At 35.9% G+C, this 16,896-nt stretch carries 11 protein-coding genes, 1 tRNA gene, 1 pseudogene and 1 other annotated feature (1 of these 14 only partly in view); of the genes and pseudogenes, 7 read left to right on the plus strand and 6 right to left on the minus strand.

Annotated features, from left to right (window positions below; translation table 11 throughout):
- Positions 1-189 (plus strand) — a binding site (T-box leader) (it extends 23 nt beyond the left edge of the window).
- A gap of 43 nt (positions 190-232) precedes the next feature.
- On the plus strand, positions 233-2,647 hold the full coding sequence (gene leuS, locus D1B17_RS04350) for a leucine--tRNA ligase (protein WP_120142868.1): 2,415 nt from the start codon (positions 233-235) through the stop codon (positions 2,645-2,647).
- 519 nt (positions 2,648-3,166) lie between these two features.
- Complete coding sequence (locus D1B17_RS04355) at positions 3,167-4,801, plus strand: putative polysaccharide biosynthesis protein (protein ID WP_120144271.1); 1,635 nt, start codon at positions 3,167-3,169, stop codon at positions 4,799-4,801.
- Between the two features lie 157 nt (positions 4,802-4,958).
- Here the strand turns inward: D1B17_RS04355 and D1B17_RS04360 are convergent, their stop codons facing one another.
- Positions 4,959-5,810: an NAD(P)H-hydrate dehydratase gene (locus D1B17_RS04360; RefSeq protein WP_120142867.1), complete on the minus strand. Its 852-nt coding sequence runs from the start codon at positions 5,808-5,810 to the stop codon at positions 4,959-4,961.
- A 67-nt stretch (positions 5,811-5,877) separates the two neighbouring features.
- Between D1B17_RS04360 and D1B17_RS04365 the strand changes: the two genes are divergently transcribed.
- A tRNA-Leu gene (locus D1B17_RS04365) sits at positions 5,878-5,963 on the plus strand.
- 186 nt (positions 5,964-6,149) lie between these two features.
- Here the strand turns inward: D1B17_RS04365 and D1B17_RS04370 are convergent.
- A complete protein-coding gene (locus D1B17_RS04370) occupies positions 6,150-6,536 on the minus strand; it encodes a hypothetical protein (protein ID WP_120142866.1) in 387 nt (128 codons plus the stop codon).
- A 165-nt stretch (positions 6,537-6,701) separates the two neighbouring features.
- On the opposite strand from D1B17_RS04370, the gene mscL reads away from it, so the two are divergent.
- A complete protein-coding gene (mscL, locus tag D1B17_RS04375) occupies positions 6,702-7,091 on the plus strand; it encodes a large-conductance mechanosensitive channel protein MscL (RefSeq protein WP_120142865.1) in 390 nt (129 codons plus the stop codon).
- A gap of 115 nt (positions 7,092-7,206) precedes the next feature.
- Here the strand turns inward: mscL and D1B17_RS04380 are convergent, their stop codons facing one another.
- From D1B17_RS04380 to D1B17_RS04390, 3 genes are read right to left on the minus strand one after another with little or no spacing between them, the layout of a single operon-like run.
- Complete coding sequence (locus D1B17_RS04380) at positions 7,207-7,650, minus strand: ASCH domain-containing protein (RefSeq protein ID WP_120142864.1); 444 nt, start codon at positions 7,648-7,650, stop codon at positions 7,207-7,209.
- Between the two features lie 18 nt (positions 7,651-7,668).
- Entirely contained in the window at positions 7,669-9,012 is a 1,344-nt protein-coding gene (locus tag D1B17_RS04385) for a sensor histidine kinase (protein ID WP_120142863.1), read from the minus strand.
- Positions 8,975-9,667, minus strand: coding sequence for a response regulator transcription factor (locus D1B17_RS04390; RefSeq protein ID WP_120142862.1), 693 nt, complete (start codon positions 9,665-9,667; stop codon positions 8,975-8,977). The genes D1B17_RS04385 and D1B17_RS04390 overlap by 38 nt, the downstream gene beginning before the upstream one ends.
- 807 nt (positions 9,668-10,474) lie before the next feature.
- Here D1B17_RS04390 and D1B17_RS04395 point away from each other — a divergent pair.
- A pseudogene (locus D1B17_RS04395) lies at positions 10,475-12,844 on the plus strand (glycosyltransferase family 39 protein).
- A gap of 21 nt (positions 12,845-12,865) precedes the next feature.
- A complete protein-coding gene (locus tag D1B17_RS04400) occupies positions 12,866-13,840 on the plus strand; it encodes a glycosyltransferase family 2 protein (protein ID WP_120142861.1) in 975 nt (324 codons plus the stop codon).
- 238 nt (positions 13,841-14,078) lie between these two features.
- On the opposite strand, the gene guaC is transcribed toward D1B17_RS04400, so the two are convergent.
- Positions 14,079-15,056, minus strand: a complete 978-nt coding sequence (gene guaC / locus D1B17_RS04405; protein WP_120142860.1) for a GMP reductase — start codon at positions 15,054-15,056, stop codon at positions 14,079-14,081.
- A 339-nt stretch (positions 15,057-15,395) separates the two neighbouring features.
- On the opposite strand from guaC, the gene glnA reads away from it, so the two are divergent.
- Positions 15,396-16,691, plus strand: coding sequence for a type I glutamate--ammonia ligase (glnA, locus tag D1B17_RS04410; RefSeq protein ID WP_166806697.1), 1,296 nt, complete (start codon positions 15,396-15,398; stop codon positions 16,689-16,691).
- The last annotated feature ends 205 nt before the right edge of the window (positions 16,692-16,896 follow it).

Raw genomic sequence — 16,896 nt, forward strand, 5'->3', positions numbered from 1 at the left:
TAGATAATAAAAAACTTTTCAGAAAGCGTATGTTGCTGTGAATGCGTAAGTTTTTGTTTTCGAACTCGTCCACTAACAATAGTTGCCGAACCAAAGTAAGTGACTGCGCCTAATCCTCGTTAAGGATTTCAAGAGTCGTGCTTATTTAGGTACGGAACTTAGGTGGTAACGCGATAACTCGTCCTATGATTAATTAATAATCATAGGACTTTTTTTGTATAGGAGGAAAAATATGTACAATCACAATACCGTGGAAAAGAAATGGCAAAAGTATTGGAAAGAAAACCAAACTTTTAAGACAACTCAGGATCCAAATAAGAAGAATTTTTATGCGCTAGATATGTTTCCATATCCATCAGGCCAAGGTCTTCATGTGGGACATCCAGAAGGTTACACAGCCACAGATATCATCGCTCGTATGAAGCGTGCTCAAGGATATAATGTTTTACATCCAATGGGCTTTGATGCCTTTGGTTTGCCAGCAGAACAATATGCTTTGAACACTGGTAATAACCCCGCTGACTTCACTGAAAAAAATATTAATAACTTCAAGCGTCAAATCAATTCTTTAGGTTTCTCATATGACTGGGACCGCGAAGTTCGTACGACTGATCCTAAGTTCTACAAATGGACTCAATGGATTTTCGAACAAATGTACAAAAAAGGTTTGGCTTATGAATCAGAAACACTAGTTAACTGGTCACCAGATCTAGGTACAGTGGTTGCCAATGAGGAAATTATTGACGGTAAGACAGAACGTGGTGGTTTCCCAGTTGTTAGAAAGCCAATGCGTCAATGGATGTTGAAAATCACTGCTTATGCTGACAGATTACTTGATGATTTGGACGATATCGATTGGCCAGAAAATATCAAGGAAATGCAAAGAAATTGGATTGGACGCTCAGTTGGGGCACAAGTGACATTTGATGTGGCTGATTCAGATGATAAGATCAATGTCTTTACAACTAGACCAGATACAATTTTTGGTGTTGAATATATGACTTTAGCACCGGAACATAAGCTAGTTGATAAGATTACTACACCTGAACAAAAAGCCGCGGTTGATGCATATAAGGAAGAAGTTTCACATAAATCAGATCTTGATAGAACTGATTTGAATGATGAAAAGACTGGTGTCTTCACTGGTGCATATGCAATTAACCCAATTAATGGTAAGAGAATTCCAATTTGGATTTCAGATTATGTTTTGGTTACTTATGGTACTGGAGCAGTTATGGCAGTGCCTGCACATGATGAACGTGATTATGACTTTGCTAAGAAGTTCGATCTTCCAATGCAACAAGTGATTGAGGGTAACCTTGATGATGGCGTTATAACGGCTGATGGCAAGCATATTAATTCTGATTTCTTAGATGGTTTGCACAAAGAAGATGCCATTCAACGTGCCATTGAATATATGGAAGACAAAGGCTTTGGTGAAAAGAAAGTTAACTATCGTCTACGTGACTGGGTCTTTTCACGTCAAAGATATTGGGGTGAACCAATTCCTGTTATTCATTGGGAAGATGGGACAACTTCATTAGTTCCAGAAGATGAGTTACCACTTAAATTACCAATGGATTCAGATATTAAGCCATCAGGTACCGGTGAAAGCCCACTAGCTAATTTGACGGATTGGGTTAACGTTGTCGATAAGAATGGCCGTAAAGGTCGTCGTGAAACAAATACAATGCCACAATGGGCTGGTTCATCATGGTATTACTTGAGATATATCGATCCTAATAATGATAAAGAATTGGCTGACTATGATTTATTGAAACAATGGTTGCCAGTTGATCTATATATCGGTGGAGCAGAACATGCCGTACTTCACTTGTTGTATGCTCGTTTCTGGCACAAGGTATTATATGATTTGGGTGTTGTCCCAACTAAAGAACCTTTCCAAAAACTCTTTAACCAAGGGATGATTCTTGGAAAAGGTCACGAAAAGATGTCTAAATCAAAGGGTAATGTCGTTAATCCTGATGATGTAGTTGAACAATATGGTGCCGATACATTGAGAACTTATGAAATGTTTATGGGTCCTTTGGATGCTTCAATTGCTTGGTCAGAAAATGGCTTGTCCGGTTCATCTAAGTTTTTGGATCGTGTTTGGAACTTGTTTATCAATGATGATGATTACAGCACCTTGAAAGATGACTATGTTACTGATGAAAATGACGGTAAACTTGATAAAGTTTATAACGAAACTGTTAAGAAAGTTACTGAAGACTACGATGCCTTACGTTTCAATACAGCTATCTCACAAATGATGGTCTTCGTTAATGAAGCTCACAAAGTTGATACAATGCCAAAGGCTTATGCTGAAGGATTAGTTCAATTGTTAGCTCCAATTGCACCACATATGATGGAAGAGTTGTGGAGTAAATTTGGCCACACAGATTCAATTTCATACGCTAAATGGCCAACCTATGATGAAGCTAAATTAGTTTCTGATACAGTTGAAATTATCGTTCAAGTTAACGGTAAGCTAAGAGACAAGCTTCAAGTTGCTAATGGTACAGCTAAAGAAGAACTTGAAAAACTTGCAACAACTGATGAAAAAGTTCAAAAGTTCATTGATGGTAAAAATATTGTCAAGGTAATTGTTATTCCTAATAAGATTGTTAACATCGTTGTTAAATAATTGAATTAAAGACACAAAAAAGGCTTCGGAAATTAATCCGAAGCCTTTTTTTAGATGACAAATTGGAAAGTAAACACAAATTGATTGTTCAAGCGTTTATATTATATGAAGGAATTTCAAATCATGAATAATTGCAAAATAGAGATTTTAGGTGAGTTTGTTTTGAAATGTTTACTTTCCAACATTCAACAAACATATTTTAGCATTTTTTGATTATTTTGTTACTTTACAATTTTAGTATTTTGTAAAAATTGGTATATTTGTGGCACGATTTTTAACACCGATTGAGAGTTATTCAGAAAAAGGTAAGGGATAGTGTAGAAAATATTTTTCTGTTTTGAAGAAACGCTTTCAATAAAACCAATTTGAATCTTAAGTTCTTAGAAATTAATTTGCTTTTTAGACAATTTAAGTGTAATTTAAAATTTTTAGGAAGATTATTTTGCTATAATTAAATGGACAGTTTTTAAGGTGGTGCATGTTTTGGGCGTAAATAATAGCCATGATGAAGAAGAAGTAATGCCAGTAATAGATCCTGAATCTTCTCAGGATACGATGTTAAAAGGTTCAGCTTGGATGACCGCTGGTAGTATTTTTTCTCGTATTTTAGGTGCAATCTATATCATTCCATGGATGGCATGGATGGGATCATATTATCCAGCAGCTAATGCATTGTATGCTAAAGGCTACAATATTTATAGTTTGTTTCTGATTGTTTCAACAGCGGGAATTCCTGGTGCAATTTCTAAGCAAATATCACATTATAACGCACTTGATCAATACGCGACTGGTAACAAGTTGTTCAAGCATGGTCTCAAGATTATGACTTTCATGGGAGTTATTTTTGCGGCAATAATGTACTTTGGAGCTCCCATTTTGGCAACTATATTTACTGATGGGGATCCTAGAAGTATTCCAGTTATTAAATCATTGGCAATTGCGGTTTTAATTATTCCAATCTTAAGTATCTTACGTGGATATCTGCAAGGATATTCAGATATGGCTCCATCAGCTATTTCACAGTTTATTGAACAAATTGCTCGTGTAATTTATATGCTGTTGGCTACTTATATCATTATGATTATGAACAAGGGAAGTTATATTAATGCTGTAGTACAATCAACTTTTGCGGCTTTTATCGGAGCTGCGGTTGCGATTGGCATTTTAATATTGGCCTTGTTAAAGCGATTACCAAAACTGAGGCATTTGTCACGTAATGGTCAACCAGTAGCAGATGTAAATGAAACTAACTTTACACGTGAAATCTTCCAACAAGCGGTTCCATTTATTATTTTGGATGCCGGTATTACATTCTTTAACTTATTTGATCAATCAACATTCAATCAATTTATGAGAATGTTTGTTAGTGCCACTGGTGCACAGTTAGATAATTACTATTCATTGTTTGGTTTTCAAGCCAATAAGTTAATTATGATAATTGTTTCATTGTCCACGGCGATGGCAGTTACAGCAGTTCCAATCTTGTCGGGGTTGTACTCTAAAGGTAACAAGAAAAAAATTGAGGGACAGATTTCTAATACGCTGGAACTATTTTTCTTTATTATGATTCCTGCTTCATTAGGAATGTACGCCGTGGCACAACCATTGTGGACAACCTTTTACCGCTATGACGCTTTGGGCGTTTTGATGTTACAATTTTCATCAATAATCTCTATTTTACTTGGTTTATTCACGGTTTTATCAGCCGTTTTACAAGCGTTATATCGTAATAGATTAGCTATTAAATACTTTGTTTATGGTTTTATTGTCAAAGTCGCGATGCAGTTGCCTATGATTTGGCTCTTCCACGAGTTTGGACCGCTTGTTGCAACAAGTATTGGTATGGCTGTCGTTTGTTGGTTAATGATCCGTGAATTACATGCGATTTATCCATTTAATACCGGACGAATTTCTCGAAGAATTAGTGGAATTATTCTCTTTTCATTGATTATGTTTGTCTCGGTTATGTTGGTTAATTGGATTGTATTCCATTTCGTTGGCAATTCAGACCGAATCATCAGTGTTGTCGTCCTAGTTGTTGAGGCAGGATTGGGTGGCACGATTTATGGTTACCTAGTTTTAAAGACAATGTTAGCTGATAAGATTCTTGGAGCTAGAGTAGAACGAATTAGAAGAATTTTTAATATTAGATAATTTGATTTATATTATTTGAAAATAAAGAGCTAGATATTTTTTCTGAATTTATATCAAGAAAAATATCTAGCTCTTTTTTTTGTAGGGATTGTGACATAACTATTTTTGTATTAAACGTGCGACAAAACATAGCTTTTTCTGCACTCTCTATTTTACGTTAATTTTTATTCGTCGTTTGTTGACTGAATTCGTTCATATATTTTGGCAGTTTTTCAATAATCTTTGAAGGTAAGACTACGTAATTCTTTTTGTAGAGTTTGTCACCAATAACACTATGGATTAGTAATGCTGCTTGGATTGTTGCTAAAGAGTAACCAAATTGACTGACGAATCCTGTTAAAATACCAGTTAAAGTATCGCCCATACCACCTGTGGCCATACCGGCATTACCAGCAGTGATTTGAAAGGACATGTCTTGATAATATATCTCAGAACCATGTTTTTTAAGAATCAGGACTGCATCGGGATTGAGTGCATGTAATGCTTCAAAATTTTTAGCTTCTGTTTGCTCAGGGATACCTAGTTGAGAAAGCCGACGCCATTCGCCTTGATGTGGTGTCATAATGATATGTGCAGTGGTTTGGAGAGGAATTTTTTCTTCCGCAATGATTGTTAGTGCAGAGGCATCTAAAATCACGGTTTGGTCAGTTTTAGTATTGTTAAGAACGGCTTTGACTAAGCCAATCGCTACACTAGACGTTCCCAGGCCCGGTCCAATCGCAATAACCTTATTATTAAGGATGGCTTTCAAAAGCTCTTTTTTATTGTGATAATCTAAAGTCATTGCCTCAGGAATCGTAGAATTGATGGCACTGAACTTTTCGGGAGTAGTGGCAATAGTTACTAGACCTGCTCCAGAATTAACAGCAGCGCTACTAGCAAGGATTGCGGCACCACCAAATTGAGTTGAACCAGCAATAATTAAGGCCTTACCATAGTTTCCTTTGTATGATTCAGGGTTTCGAGGCGTAATAACTTGATTTAAAATAGTTTTACTAATTTTTTCCATTACAAGACCCTCCATTTGTAGTATCATTTTCATTGTAATCTAAATAAGTAATTATTTAAATTATGTTGCCACTGTGGCGGAATTGGCAGACGCGCAGCGTTCAGGTCGCTGTTCGGGGTTTCCTGAGTGCAAGTTCGACTCTTGTCAGTGGCAGAGAAAATAGAATAGAAAAATGATTTAGGAAAGATAGGAATGCTGTTAAAACGGCATTCCTATCTTTGATTCTATATAAAATATAATGTTTTATAAAAATACTTAGCACAAAATTTTGCATCAAATAAGGACAATACCAATCGTTCTCCACAGAAACTTTGTTCCTAAGGGGCACATGTTACTTTATTAGAAAATTAGTGATGCCAGTGCCTTTGTTAGATTCTTTGGTTCCATTGGTTGATCATTGGTTTTTAAGATAGCTTTGATTTGTTGTTCAACATCGTCTTCTTGTAGTTTTTTTAAGTATTGAAAACCTTGAATCGTCAGTCCATTAATTTTAATTAAGGTGACATATTTAAGTGGACTAATAATTCCCGATATTAAGCCATCATTAACCATACTAATGACTGAGTCTTGCATATCTTTAATAAGAAATTGGTTGGGATTTTCACTAGCAATGTAATTTTTAACAATTTGATAATGCTGAGCATTGTCGAGCAATTCTTGGAAGTCCTTTGGATTTTTCTCGGAAATAATTTCGAGTATCATTTTATAGATATCTAATTTATTCATAATTTCACAGCCTTTCACTCTGATTATAAATGAAATGCCTTTTATTGATGATTTTTTAATTGATTTTTTAGACGATTTGTATCGGTTAGACAGGTGAAAAGTTTGCAAAAAAGTCCCGAAAACGTTCATAATTAAAGGAGAAATCATTTTTAGGAGATTTTGAATATGATAAAAGAATTTAAAGACTTTATTAGCCGTGGTAATGTCATGGACCTAGCTGTTGGTGTCATTATGGGTGCTGCTTTTACAGCTATTGTACAATCGCTTGTTAGTAATTTGATCAATCCGTTGATTGGTTTGTTTCTAGGTAAGATTGATTTAAGCAATTTGGTATTTAAAGTTGGGGATGCAACTTTCAAATATGGGACTTTTATTGAGTCAATCATCAATTTCTTGATTATCGCCTTTGTTGTTTTCTTGCTTGTTAAGGTAATGAACAAGATTATTAAAACGCGTGACGAAGAGGAAGCGGAAGAAGAAACAACTAAAGAAGATGAAATAGTAATGTATTTGAAGAAAATTTCTGATTCTTTAGATGATAAAGCAAAGAAATAGTGGGAGAAAGTATAGTTTCTTCTGTTAAAAATAAAGAGGGCTAGGTATCTTTCTGTGGTATAAATCCGGAAAGATATCTAGCCCTCTTTATTATGTTTTAAGCTATCTGATAATACTAATAAACGCGTTCAAATACTTCGCAAAGACAAGGCATATCAGTAGTAAATTCTTTGCCAGCTTCTTGATACTCTTTGGTAAAGAAATCTTCGTGGACTTGACGCCATTCAGCTAATGTTCTTGAGTCTTCACCCTCATGATAAGCATGTTCTGCGCTAACTAAATTAAATGGAATTACTTCAGTGACGAGTGTTTTAGTAATACAGATCGGATTTTCTTGACCATCTAAAATGATGTTATAATCACCGACTTCTGGCATATATTCAGTTGGCTCGTATAAATCATAAGCAGAGGAAGTGGCCGTTTTAGTACCGTTATAAACTAGTTTGGCTAAACGGTCGGGATCTCCTCCAAAAATGGTGAGATCACCTAATGGATAGTCTAAAGGATTTTTATCCTTGAGAAAGTCGAACCAATACTTTTTTATTTTTTCTTTATTCATAATACTTATCCCTCGTTTTTAATTGTGTTTAATTGGTAATTCCACGACAAATTCACTGCCTTGAGGCAAATTATCACGTACAAAAATATGTCCATGATGAAGATCAACAATCTGTTTAGCAATCGCTAACCCTAAGCCGTGACCACCACTGTTGGTATTTCGAGATTTATCAACACGATAGAAACGGCCAAAAATTTTCTTTTTATCAGCATCACTGATACCTATGCCAGTATCAGAAATAATAAATTGATATTTTGACCCCTCAACTTGATCGTATATTCTTATCGTACCATTTTTAGGGGTGTATTTTGTCGCATTATCTAACAGTATAATTAATAGTTGCTTAATTTTGTCACGGTCCAAGAGCATAGTAGGTTGGTGTCTGAGATTGATCTGAAAGACTTTTGACTGTGAGTTAATGATATCTTTAAAAGGTTCAATTGGATCCTTTAAAAAAAACGCTGGTGTTGTAAGTTGAAATTCATATTTAGTGGTAGCTGAATCCGAACGAGCCAAGACAAGTAGGTTGTTGGTCAGTGAATTGAGACGATTAACTTCATCAAGAGAAACAGAAATAGCTTCAGCTTCATCCAAAATAGTTTGTTTTGGTTTAGTAAGCATATATTCTAATTTTCCTTGAATGATTGTTAAAGGTGTCCGCAACTCGTGGGCGGCATCATTAACAAATTCAGTTTGTTGTTTCCAAGATTTCACTATTGGCAACATATTGATTCTTGCTAAGAAATAAGAAATAACAAGAGCAATGATCCAAAAGATGAAAAATGTAATGGCAAGGATTTCTTCAAAGTTTTTGATTGCCTGAATTTGGGTATCTATGTTTTGCATAATTAAAACATAGTGTCCTGCGTACATGGGATTATGGTTCTTGGAGGATACCTTAATCAAAACCGAACGAAAATTCATCTTGTTAACAACAATTGTTTGCTTGAGATTGACATTTTTTTTACGTAATTTGATGTTTTTTAAAACGGAATAGCGATTACCCAAACTGGATTTATTGAGTAATTTACCTGAATCGTCGAAAACCAGAATTGAAGCCTGAAAAGGGGCTTTAGGTTCTGGTTTTTTATTTTGGTCAATCATGTGGTTAGGGTCGTGAGGATCTGGAACGGCTCGTTTAGTAAATTTAGGTTGTTTTTTGATCGAAATGACTTGTTCACGAATATCCTTATCAATGCTGCGATAAGTTGAAGATTGAAAGAGATTAAAAATAATCACACCGAGGGTCAGGAATAAAATAGCAAAGGCCGCCATGATGGAAAGAAAAAGTTTAAATTGTTGATGTCTGGTAATAGTATTTTGTCTAGTTTTCAGTGTCATCTTGGAAAATATACCCGACATTTCTGATAGTTTTAATTAAATTATCGTTTTTAGAAGCTCGTAATTTCTTTCTTAGATTGCTCATATAGACTTCAACAACCGTAATCGAAGTATCAGAGTCAAAGCCCCAAATACGTTCGAAAATTTGATCTTTAGTTAAGATAGTATTTTTATTCTGCAATAAATAAACTAATAAATCGTATTCTTTCCCATTAAGAGTAATTGGCTTACCAGAAGCATCTATTTCGTGAGTATTGAGATTAACTTCGAGGTTATTTATTTTTAAAGTTGAATCATCCGCTAATACACCACTGCGCTTTAATAAAGCTTTGACGCGAGCTTGTAGTTCCTCACGGTGAAATGGCTTCGTCAAATAATCGTCTGCTCCAAGATTGAAACCGTGAATTTTGTCATCAATTTCTGCTTTAGCAGTCAAGATTAAGACAGGCGTGTTGATTTTATCAGCCCGAATATTTTTTAAAACATCGTACCCATTCATTTCGGGCAACATGATATCTAAAATTATGAGATCGTAAACATTTTCAGTCGCAGCAAATTTGCCACTGAGACCATCATTTTCAATATCGACTTCGGAAAAATCAGCTAAAAAAGACGCAATATTATTAGCCAAATTTTCATCATCTTCTACTACTAAAATCTTTATATTATTTACCATATATAACTCCTATTTGGTTTATTAATTAAAGGTTGAAAGTTCCCAACTGAACTTCAAATTATTTATATTATGGGTATGCCGTCTCCAGATTCGGACAGTGGTTACTGGCGGTGCGGAACGGTCCGAGCCAAGGTCTCGGACCTCGGTTTAAGCCTTGCAAGTTCGGCAAGTCTTAAACGCGCCCGGTGCTGTAAGAACGACAAAAACGGTCGTCCTAACACCACTTTCACTGCCAGTAACCACTGTCCGAATCTTCCGACTAGTTCTTTATTAACTCAAGAATAACTTGATATCTCAAATATTTTTCATGGCTTTTATTACTGTCTTGATAGGATTATGGAGCAACCATACTCTTAAAATATTTATCCATACCAGAGTAAATTCTTGTCAGATTAATTTGAATATAAACCCTAGCCGGAAGGAGCAATGAAATTAGGATGCAGTGCAGGTGGCGTTAGCACTTTAGTGCTTACACCACGGGACGAGCTTTGAAACTCGCGGGTTTTGCGAGGTTCAAAGTCGAGACTCGAGACCTTGGCTCGAGTCGGTCCCCACAACAACCTAATTTCATTGCTCCTGGAGGCGGAACCCTAAAAACATCAACTGTCAGTCATAATTATAAAACATATTTTTTGATTTAAGTTTAATTTAAGTTAGTTTGGCTAATCTTATCCCTGTTGTTAAGAAAGGAATTTGAATAAATGAAAAATAATTCACAGATAAAATCAATTTTATTATCGATTTTAGTTTATTCAATCATTTGTTTCTTTGTAAAGATAGCTTTTTAGAGATTGGAGAAGATAAATGATGGAATCCAAAGAACCGAGTCGTGTTCAAAAAAATGAAAAACTTGGATTTTTCGATAAATTAAGAAATATTAAGTATGATTATTGGCTAATTGCCATCTTAATTCTAGCGGCGTTCTTATATGCCTGGAATATTTGGGAGGCGGGTGAGGCAAATAACTTTTACACTGCCGCAATTGTCAGTATGACTAAAAGTTTTAAAAACTTCTGGTATGCCAGTTTTGACCCGGCCGGATTTATTACGGTTGATAAGCCACCAGTTGCACTTTGGTTTATGACCATTAGTGCCAAGATTTTTGGGGTACATGGCTGGAGTGTTGTATTACCGTCAATCCTTTTTGGAATTGGTTCGGTATATCTCATTTACAGTCTGGTAACCAAGAGATTTGGCAAAATTCCAGCCCGTATTGCTGCTTTAATTATGACTTTGACACCGATTGTGGTGGCCGATTCGCGGACAAATAATATGGATGCTACATTAGTATTCTTTTTATTATTGTCAGTTTGGTTCGTACAAAAAGCTGTATTAAAACAACAGCAACGTTACCTTTGGATTGGTTTCGCACTGATTGGAATATCTTTCAATATTAAAATGTTACAAGCTTTTATGGTTTTGCCAGCGTTATATCTCTATTATTGGTTAGCAGCCAAAGTTAATTGGAAGAAAAAATTGCTTCACTTATCAATTGCAACTGTTTTTCTGGCCATTTTCACATTGATTTGGCCTTTGTCAGTTGATTTGACTAATTCCAACAGTCGTCCATATGAAGGTGGCTCTGAAACTAATTCAGCTTTGGAATTGGCTTTTGGTTACAATGGAACGCAAAGATTGCTTGGACAGACCACTGGTACCGGTGGTGCCTTCCCAGGAATGGGCAGTTCGTCTAAGAAGGGTGGTAAATCAATGACACCACCAAGCGGCTCGAAAAAAGTAAGTGGCTCCAAATCTTCAAGTAATGCTCCAACACCACCAAGCGGTTCTAAGAAGAAAACTGGAAATCCTCCCGCTAAGCCATCAGGATCTAAAGGTGGCGCCCCATCAATGGGTGGCAAAGGTAAAGGAGCAGGTGCAGGTACCGGTGGTGGCGGTGGCGCCTTTAATATCGGTACAGCTTGACCATTCAGACTATTACAAAAAGAATTAGGTCCACAAATCAGTTGGTTGATGTTACTAGCCGTTTTTGGTGTCATCTCAAGTTATGTTTACTATCAAGACCCCAAGAAAAAATGGTATGCACTTAATAATCAAAGAAAAGATCTTTGGTTGTGGTTAGGCTGGATGGTACCAGTAGCAGGATTTTTCTCAGTAGCCAGTTTCTTCCATCCTTACTACACGATTATGTTAGCTCCAGCGATGGCGGCTTTAGCTGGTATCGGAATTTATACGATGATCAAACAATGGCGTGAAAAATCCATCTGGTCAATGTTGTTACCAATTTCGATTTTGACAACTAGTTTATTGCAAGCTTGGTATTTAACCGACTATTATCCAACCTTAGCTTGGGTATTGTTAATCGCGGGAATAATTATTTCCATTCCACTGTTTGCATTGCCTTGGATTGCTATTCGTCTCAAAAACAAGCGTGTTTGGCCAGTTATCGCTCTGATTATCGTCATGCTAGCTCCAACTTGGTGGTCGTTAACGCCAACTTTAGCTGGATCAAGTAATGGTATTCCTAGTGCTGGACCATCACTCTTGTCAGCTGGTGGTGGCGGAGGTATGGGTGATTCTTCAGTTAATAATTCTTTATTGAAATATCTGGAGAAACATCAAGGTAATGCCGAATACTTATTTGCTACTGATGATTCCAGCACTGCCGCACCTTATATTATTAAAACAGGTAAAGCGGTTATGGCCATGGGTGGCTTTAATGGAACCGATAATGCAATCACTTTGAAACAATTTAAGAAGCTCGTGAAAGAGGGCAAAGTTAAGTATTATTACTCCGGTGGTAAAGCTGGTGGTAATAACAATGAAATTGTTACTTGGATCAAGAAACATGCTAAAAAAGTTACTCTTTCTAATAGTACAGTCCAAACTAATAATTCAAGCTCTGTAACAGTTTCTACAAAAACTAAAAATACAGCTCCAAACACTGCTGGACAAGCACCAGGGGGAACTGCTCCTAGTGGAAATAGTAATGGTTCAACTCCTCCAGCTAAACCAAGTGGTTCCAATGGACAAGGTAATAAAGCTCCATCTGGAAATGGAACTAAGCCTTCAATGGGTAAGAAGAAATTAACTAAAGCTCAATTAAAGAAAATGAAAAAACAAATGAAGAAATCTTCCGGTGCCTCAGCAATGCGTGGTGGCATGGGTGGACCTGGACAATCAGGCACACTTTACGATTTATCAAATATCTACAAGTAATCAATGAAAGGATACTAGCTTATGAAAAATCAATTAATTTCAATTGTTTTGCCAGTTTTCAATGAAGAAGCAGGAATTCAGGCAACGATTGATACTTTATTAAATTATATAGAGCAACAAGAGGAACAGTATGAATTGATTTTCGTTGATGATGGATCAAAAGATAAATCAGTTTCGATTATTAATGCAGCTATTCGACAACACGATAATATTAAGTTGGTTGAGTTTTCTCGTAACTTTGGGCACCAGTTAGCAATTACTGCTGGTTTACAGTACACCAAAGGGGATGCTGTGGTTGTGATGGATGCTGATTTGCAAGATCCACCAGAAGTAATTCCCCAGATGATTAAAAAGTGGAATGAAGGTTACGAAATCGTCTATGGAAAACGAATGCAACGTGATGGCGAGACCATTTTTAAAAAGTTAACTGCCAAAATGTTTTATCGTACTTTTAAACATTTAGCTACGATTGATATGCCACTTGATACAGGTGACTTTCGCTTGATGGATCGTAAAGCGGTGCATCAGTTGTTGAAATTACACGAGCAAGATCCATTCGTTCGCGGACAAGTAACTTGGATAGGCTTTAAACAGACTAGCGTACAGTATCACCGTCAAGAACGAGTCGCTGGTGAAACAAAGTATCCATTGTCGAAGATGGTGAAACTAGCTTTGGACGGTATTACTTCTTTTTCGATGAAACCTTTACAATTTGTCAATATTTTTTCGATTATTCCGTTAGTAAGTGGCGTTTTCTCGCTAGGATATTTAATCGCTAGTGGTAGTTATAGTTTGGCCAGTGTAGGTATAACGATTTTATTATTTACTCTAGGTTTACTAATGCTATCAATGGGAATTCTAGGTAGCTACTTAGGACGTGTCTTAGACCAAGTTAATAATCGACCCCGGTTTATTGTTAGTAAGACAGAAGGATTTGAAGAACGAAACAAGGGAATTCATCACTTTACTGACCATCTAAATCAACGCGTAGAGTAAAATGATAAATTTCTCAAAAAATTAGAAAAAATCTTTTTTACTTTAAAAGTTTTCATACTTTTTAATTATCTATTAATGTGTTACAGTTATGGTAAATTTGATGGATGCTAAAGTTGTTTGATGGACAACCAATGCTTATCAAATTGAACATGAACTATCCCATTCATAAAAAAGAAGCTGACGAACACCCAGTCGTCAGCTTCTTTTTCTTTTGTCTTATTGTATTTAAGCAACGTATTTAATAAACGTCACCATTGTAAATTGAGTTTTTAACAATTACGTAATCTACTTTACGTAAGGAATTCAAGTCCTTACCACCTGCATAAGAGATGGAGGATTGTAAGTCTTGTTTCATTTCGGTCAACGTATCCATGATTTCACCCTTATAAGGAACGAGCATACGCTTGCCTTCAACATTTTTGTATTCACCTTTTTGATATTGAGAAGCAGAACCAAAATAAGCTTTATATTTTTGACCATCTTTTTCAATGATTTTACCAGGTGATTCTTTATGGCCAGCAAGTAGGGAACCAATCATTACCATATCTGCTCCAAAACGGATTGATTTGGCAATGTCACCATCATTTCTAACGCCACCGTCAGCAATAATTGGTTTGCTAGCGGCTTTAGCACAGAGCCTTACAGCAGCTAATTGCCAACCACCGGTACCAAAACCGGTTTTTAATTTAGTGATACATACTTTACCAGGTCCAATTCCTACTTTAGTTGCATCAGCACCGGCATTTTCTAGTTCACGAACGCCTTCAGGTGTACCAACGTTACCAGCAGTTAGGAAAGAATCGGGTAAATTCTTTTTAATATATTTAATCATTTCGATGACACGATCACTGTGACCATGAGCAACGTCGATTGTAATGTAGTCAGGTTTTAAATGTTCAGCGACTAAGGTATCAATAAATTCAAATTCGTCTTTTTTGATACCAACACTGATTGAAGTAAATAAATCTTTTTGATTCATTGTTTTGATGAAGTTAACACGTGTCTCTGGTTCAAAACGATGCATGACGTAAAAATAATCATTGGCAGCCAATTTTTCAGCCAGATTTTCATCAATGATTGTTTGCATATTCGCAGGGACGACAGGAATCTTAAATGTTTTTGGTCCAAATTTGATGCTTGTATCGCATTCTGAACGACTATTGACGATACATTTATTCGGTATTAGTTGGATATCTTCATAATCAAAAACTTGCATTTATTATTCACTCCATTAATTACGAACAATTATTATTTTTATATTCTGTTTCGTTCGTATCTATAATTTAACGGGAAAACTCTCAGAAGTCAAATTTAATGTGCAATTAATTGTGATAATTATGATAAAATTTTCATATACAAAAATTTAGGATTTAATATTAGGATTGTTTGAAAATGACAATGAAAATATTTGACACCTAGATTTGTAATTGGTATTATCATCATATTATTAATAGAACGGTATATTAATAACGTTTATTAGTGACCTCTAAAAAATCGGTATATCCAATAGGAGTGGTTAAAAGTGCAACATTATACTGCAGAAGATATTACAAAAATGGTTAACGATGAAAACGTTGAATTTATTTGTTTGATGTTTACAGATATCAACGGAATCATCAAGAATGTCGAAGTTCCTGTTTCTCAACTAGATAAAGTTCTAGCAAACAAGATTACTTTTGATGGTTCATCAATCGATGGCTTCACACGTATTGAAGAGAGTGACATGCTATTACATCCTGATTTATCAACTTGGTTGATTTTCCCATGGGGTGAAGAACACGGTAAAGTTGCTCGTTTGATCTGTGATATTTATAAGACAGACGGTACACCATTTGAAGGTGACCCTCGTGTAAACCTAAAACGAATTATCAAAAAGATGCATGGTATGGGATACACTAACTTTAATATTGGACCTGAGCCAGAGTTTTTCTTATTTAATACAGATGAACATGGCAATCCAACACTTCATCTAAATGATGATGGAAGCTATTTCGACTTTTCACCTGTTGATTTGGGTGTTAACGTTCGTAAAGATATCGTTTTAGGCCTAGAAAAGATGGGCTTTGAAGTTGAAGCTAGTCACCATGAAGTTGCACCAGGACAACAAGAAATTGATTTTAAGTATCAAGACGCATTGTCAGCTGCAGACAGTATTGAAACCTTCAAACTTGTTGTTAAGACGATTGCTAAGGAACATGGTTTATATGCAACATTTATGCCAAAACCTGTTCAAGGAATCAATGGTTCAGGGATGCACATCAATATGTCATTGTTTAACGGTGATGATAATATCTTCGATGATGAAAATGATATGTTATCTGAAACAGCTAAGAAGTTCTTGAGCGGTATTTTGAAGCATGCTCGTGCTTTGACAGCTGTAAATAATCCAACTGTTAACTCATATAAACGTCTAGTACCAGGCTATGAAGCTCCTACGTACATTGCTTGGTCAAGTAAGAACCGTTCACCATTAGTACGTGTACCCGCTGCTAAAGGTAAGTCAAAACGTATTGAAATGAGAAGTGTTGATCCAACAACTAATCCATATTTGGCCATTGCATGTATTCTTGATGCTGGTCTTGATGGTATTGACAGTAACTATGATTTGATGCCAGAAGTTAAAGATAATATTTACGAAATGTCAGAAGATAAGCGTCGTGAAGAAGGTATCGTCGATCTTCCTTCAACATTGCATAATTCTTTGAAAGCTTTACGTAAAGATGAATATGTTCAACAATCACTTGGTAAGGGACTTACAAATAGTTTCTTCGCTGCCAAGAATGCTGAATGGGCAAGATATCAACAAACAGTTTCCCAATGGGAACGTGATACATATATGTCACAATATTAGAAAGTGGGACAAAACAGGTTCAGCTTTCGAGCATTAGAATAAATGGTTCTAGTAATCCGATTTTGGATTGTTGGAACCATTTTTTTAATGTGGGAAAAGCTATTATTCCACAGATATACTGCAGTCGTAAAAATTCGGAATTAAAGCCATAACTGGGTTCGGTACTTTAGCCGAAGTGATTAAGTTCACCCAGCGTTACATACAT

Origin of the sequence: Companilactobacillus zhachilii, from assembly GCF_003606365.2 — a bacterium.
In the GTDB taxonomy this organism is placed as follows: domain Bacteria; phylum Bacillota; class Bacilli; order Lactobacillales; family Lactobacillaceae; genus Companilactobacillus; species Companilactobacillus zhachilii.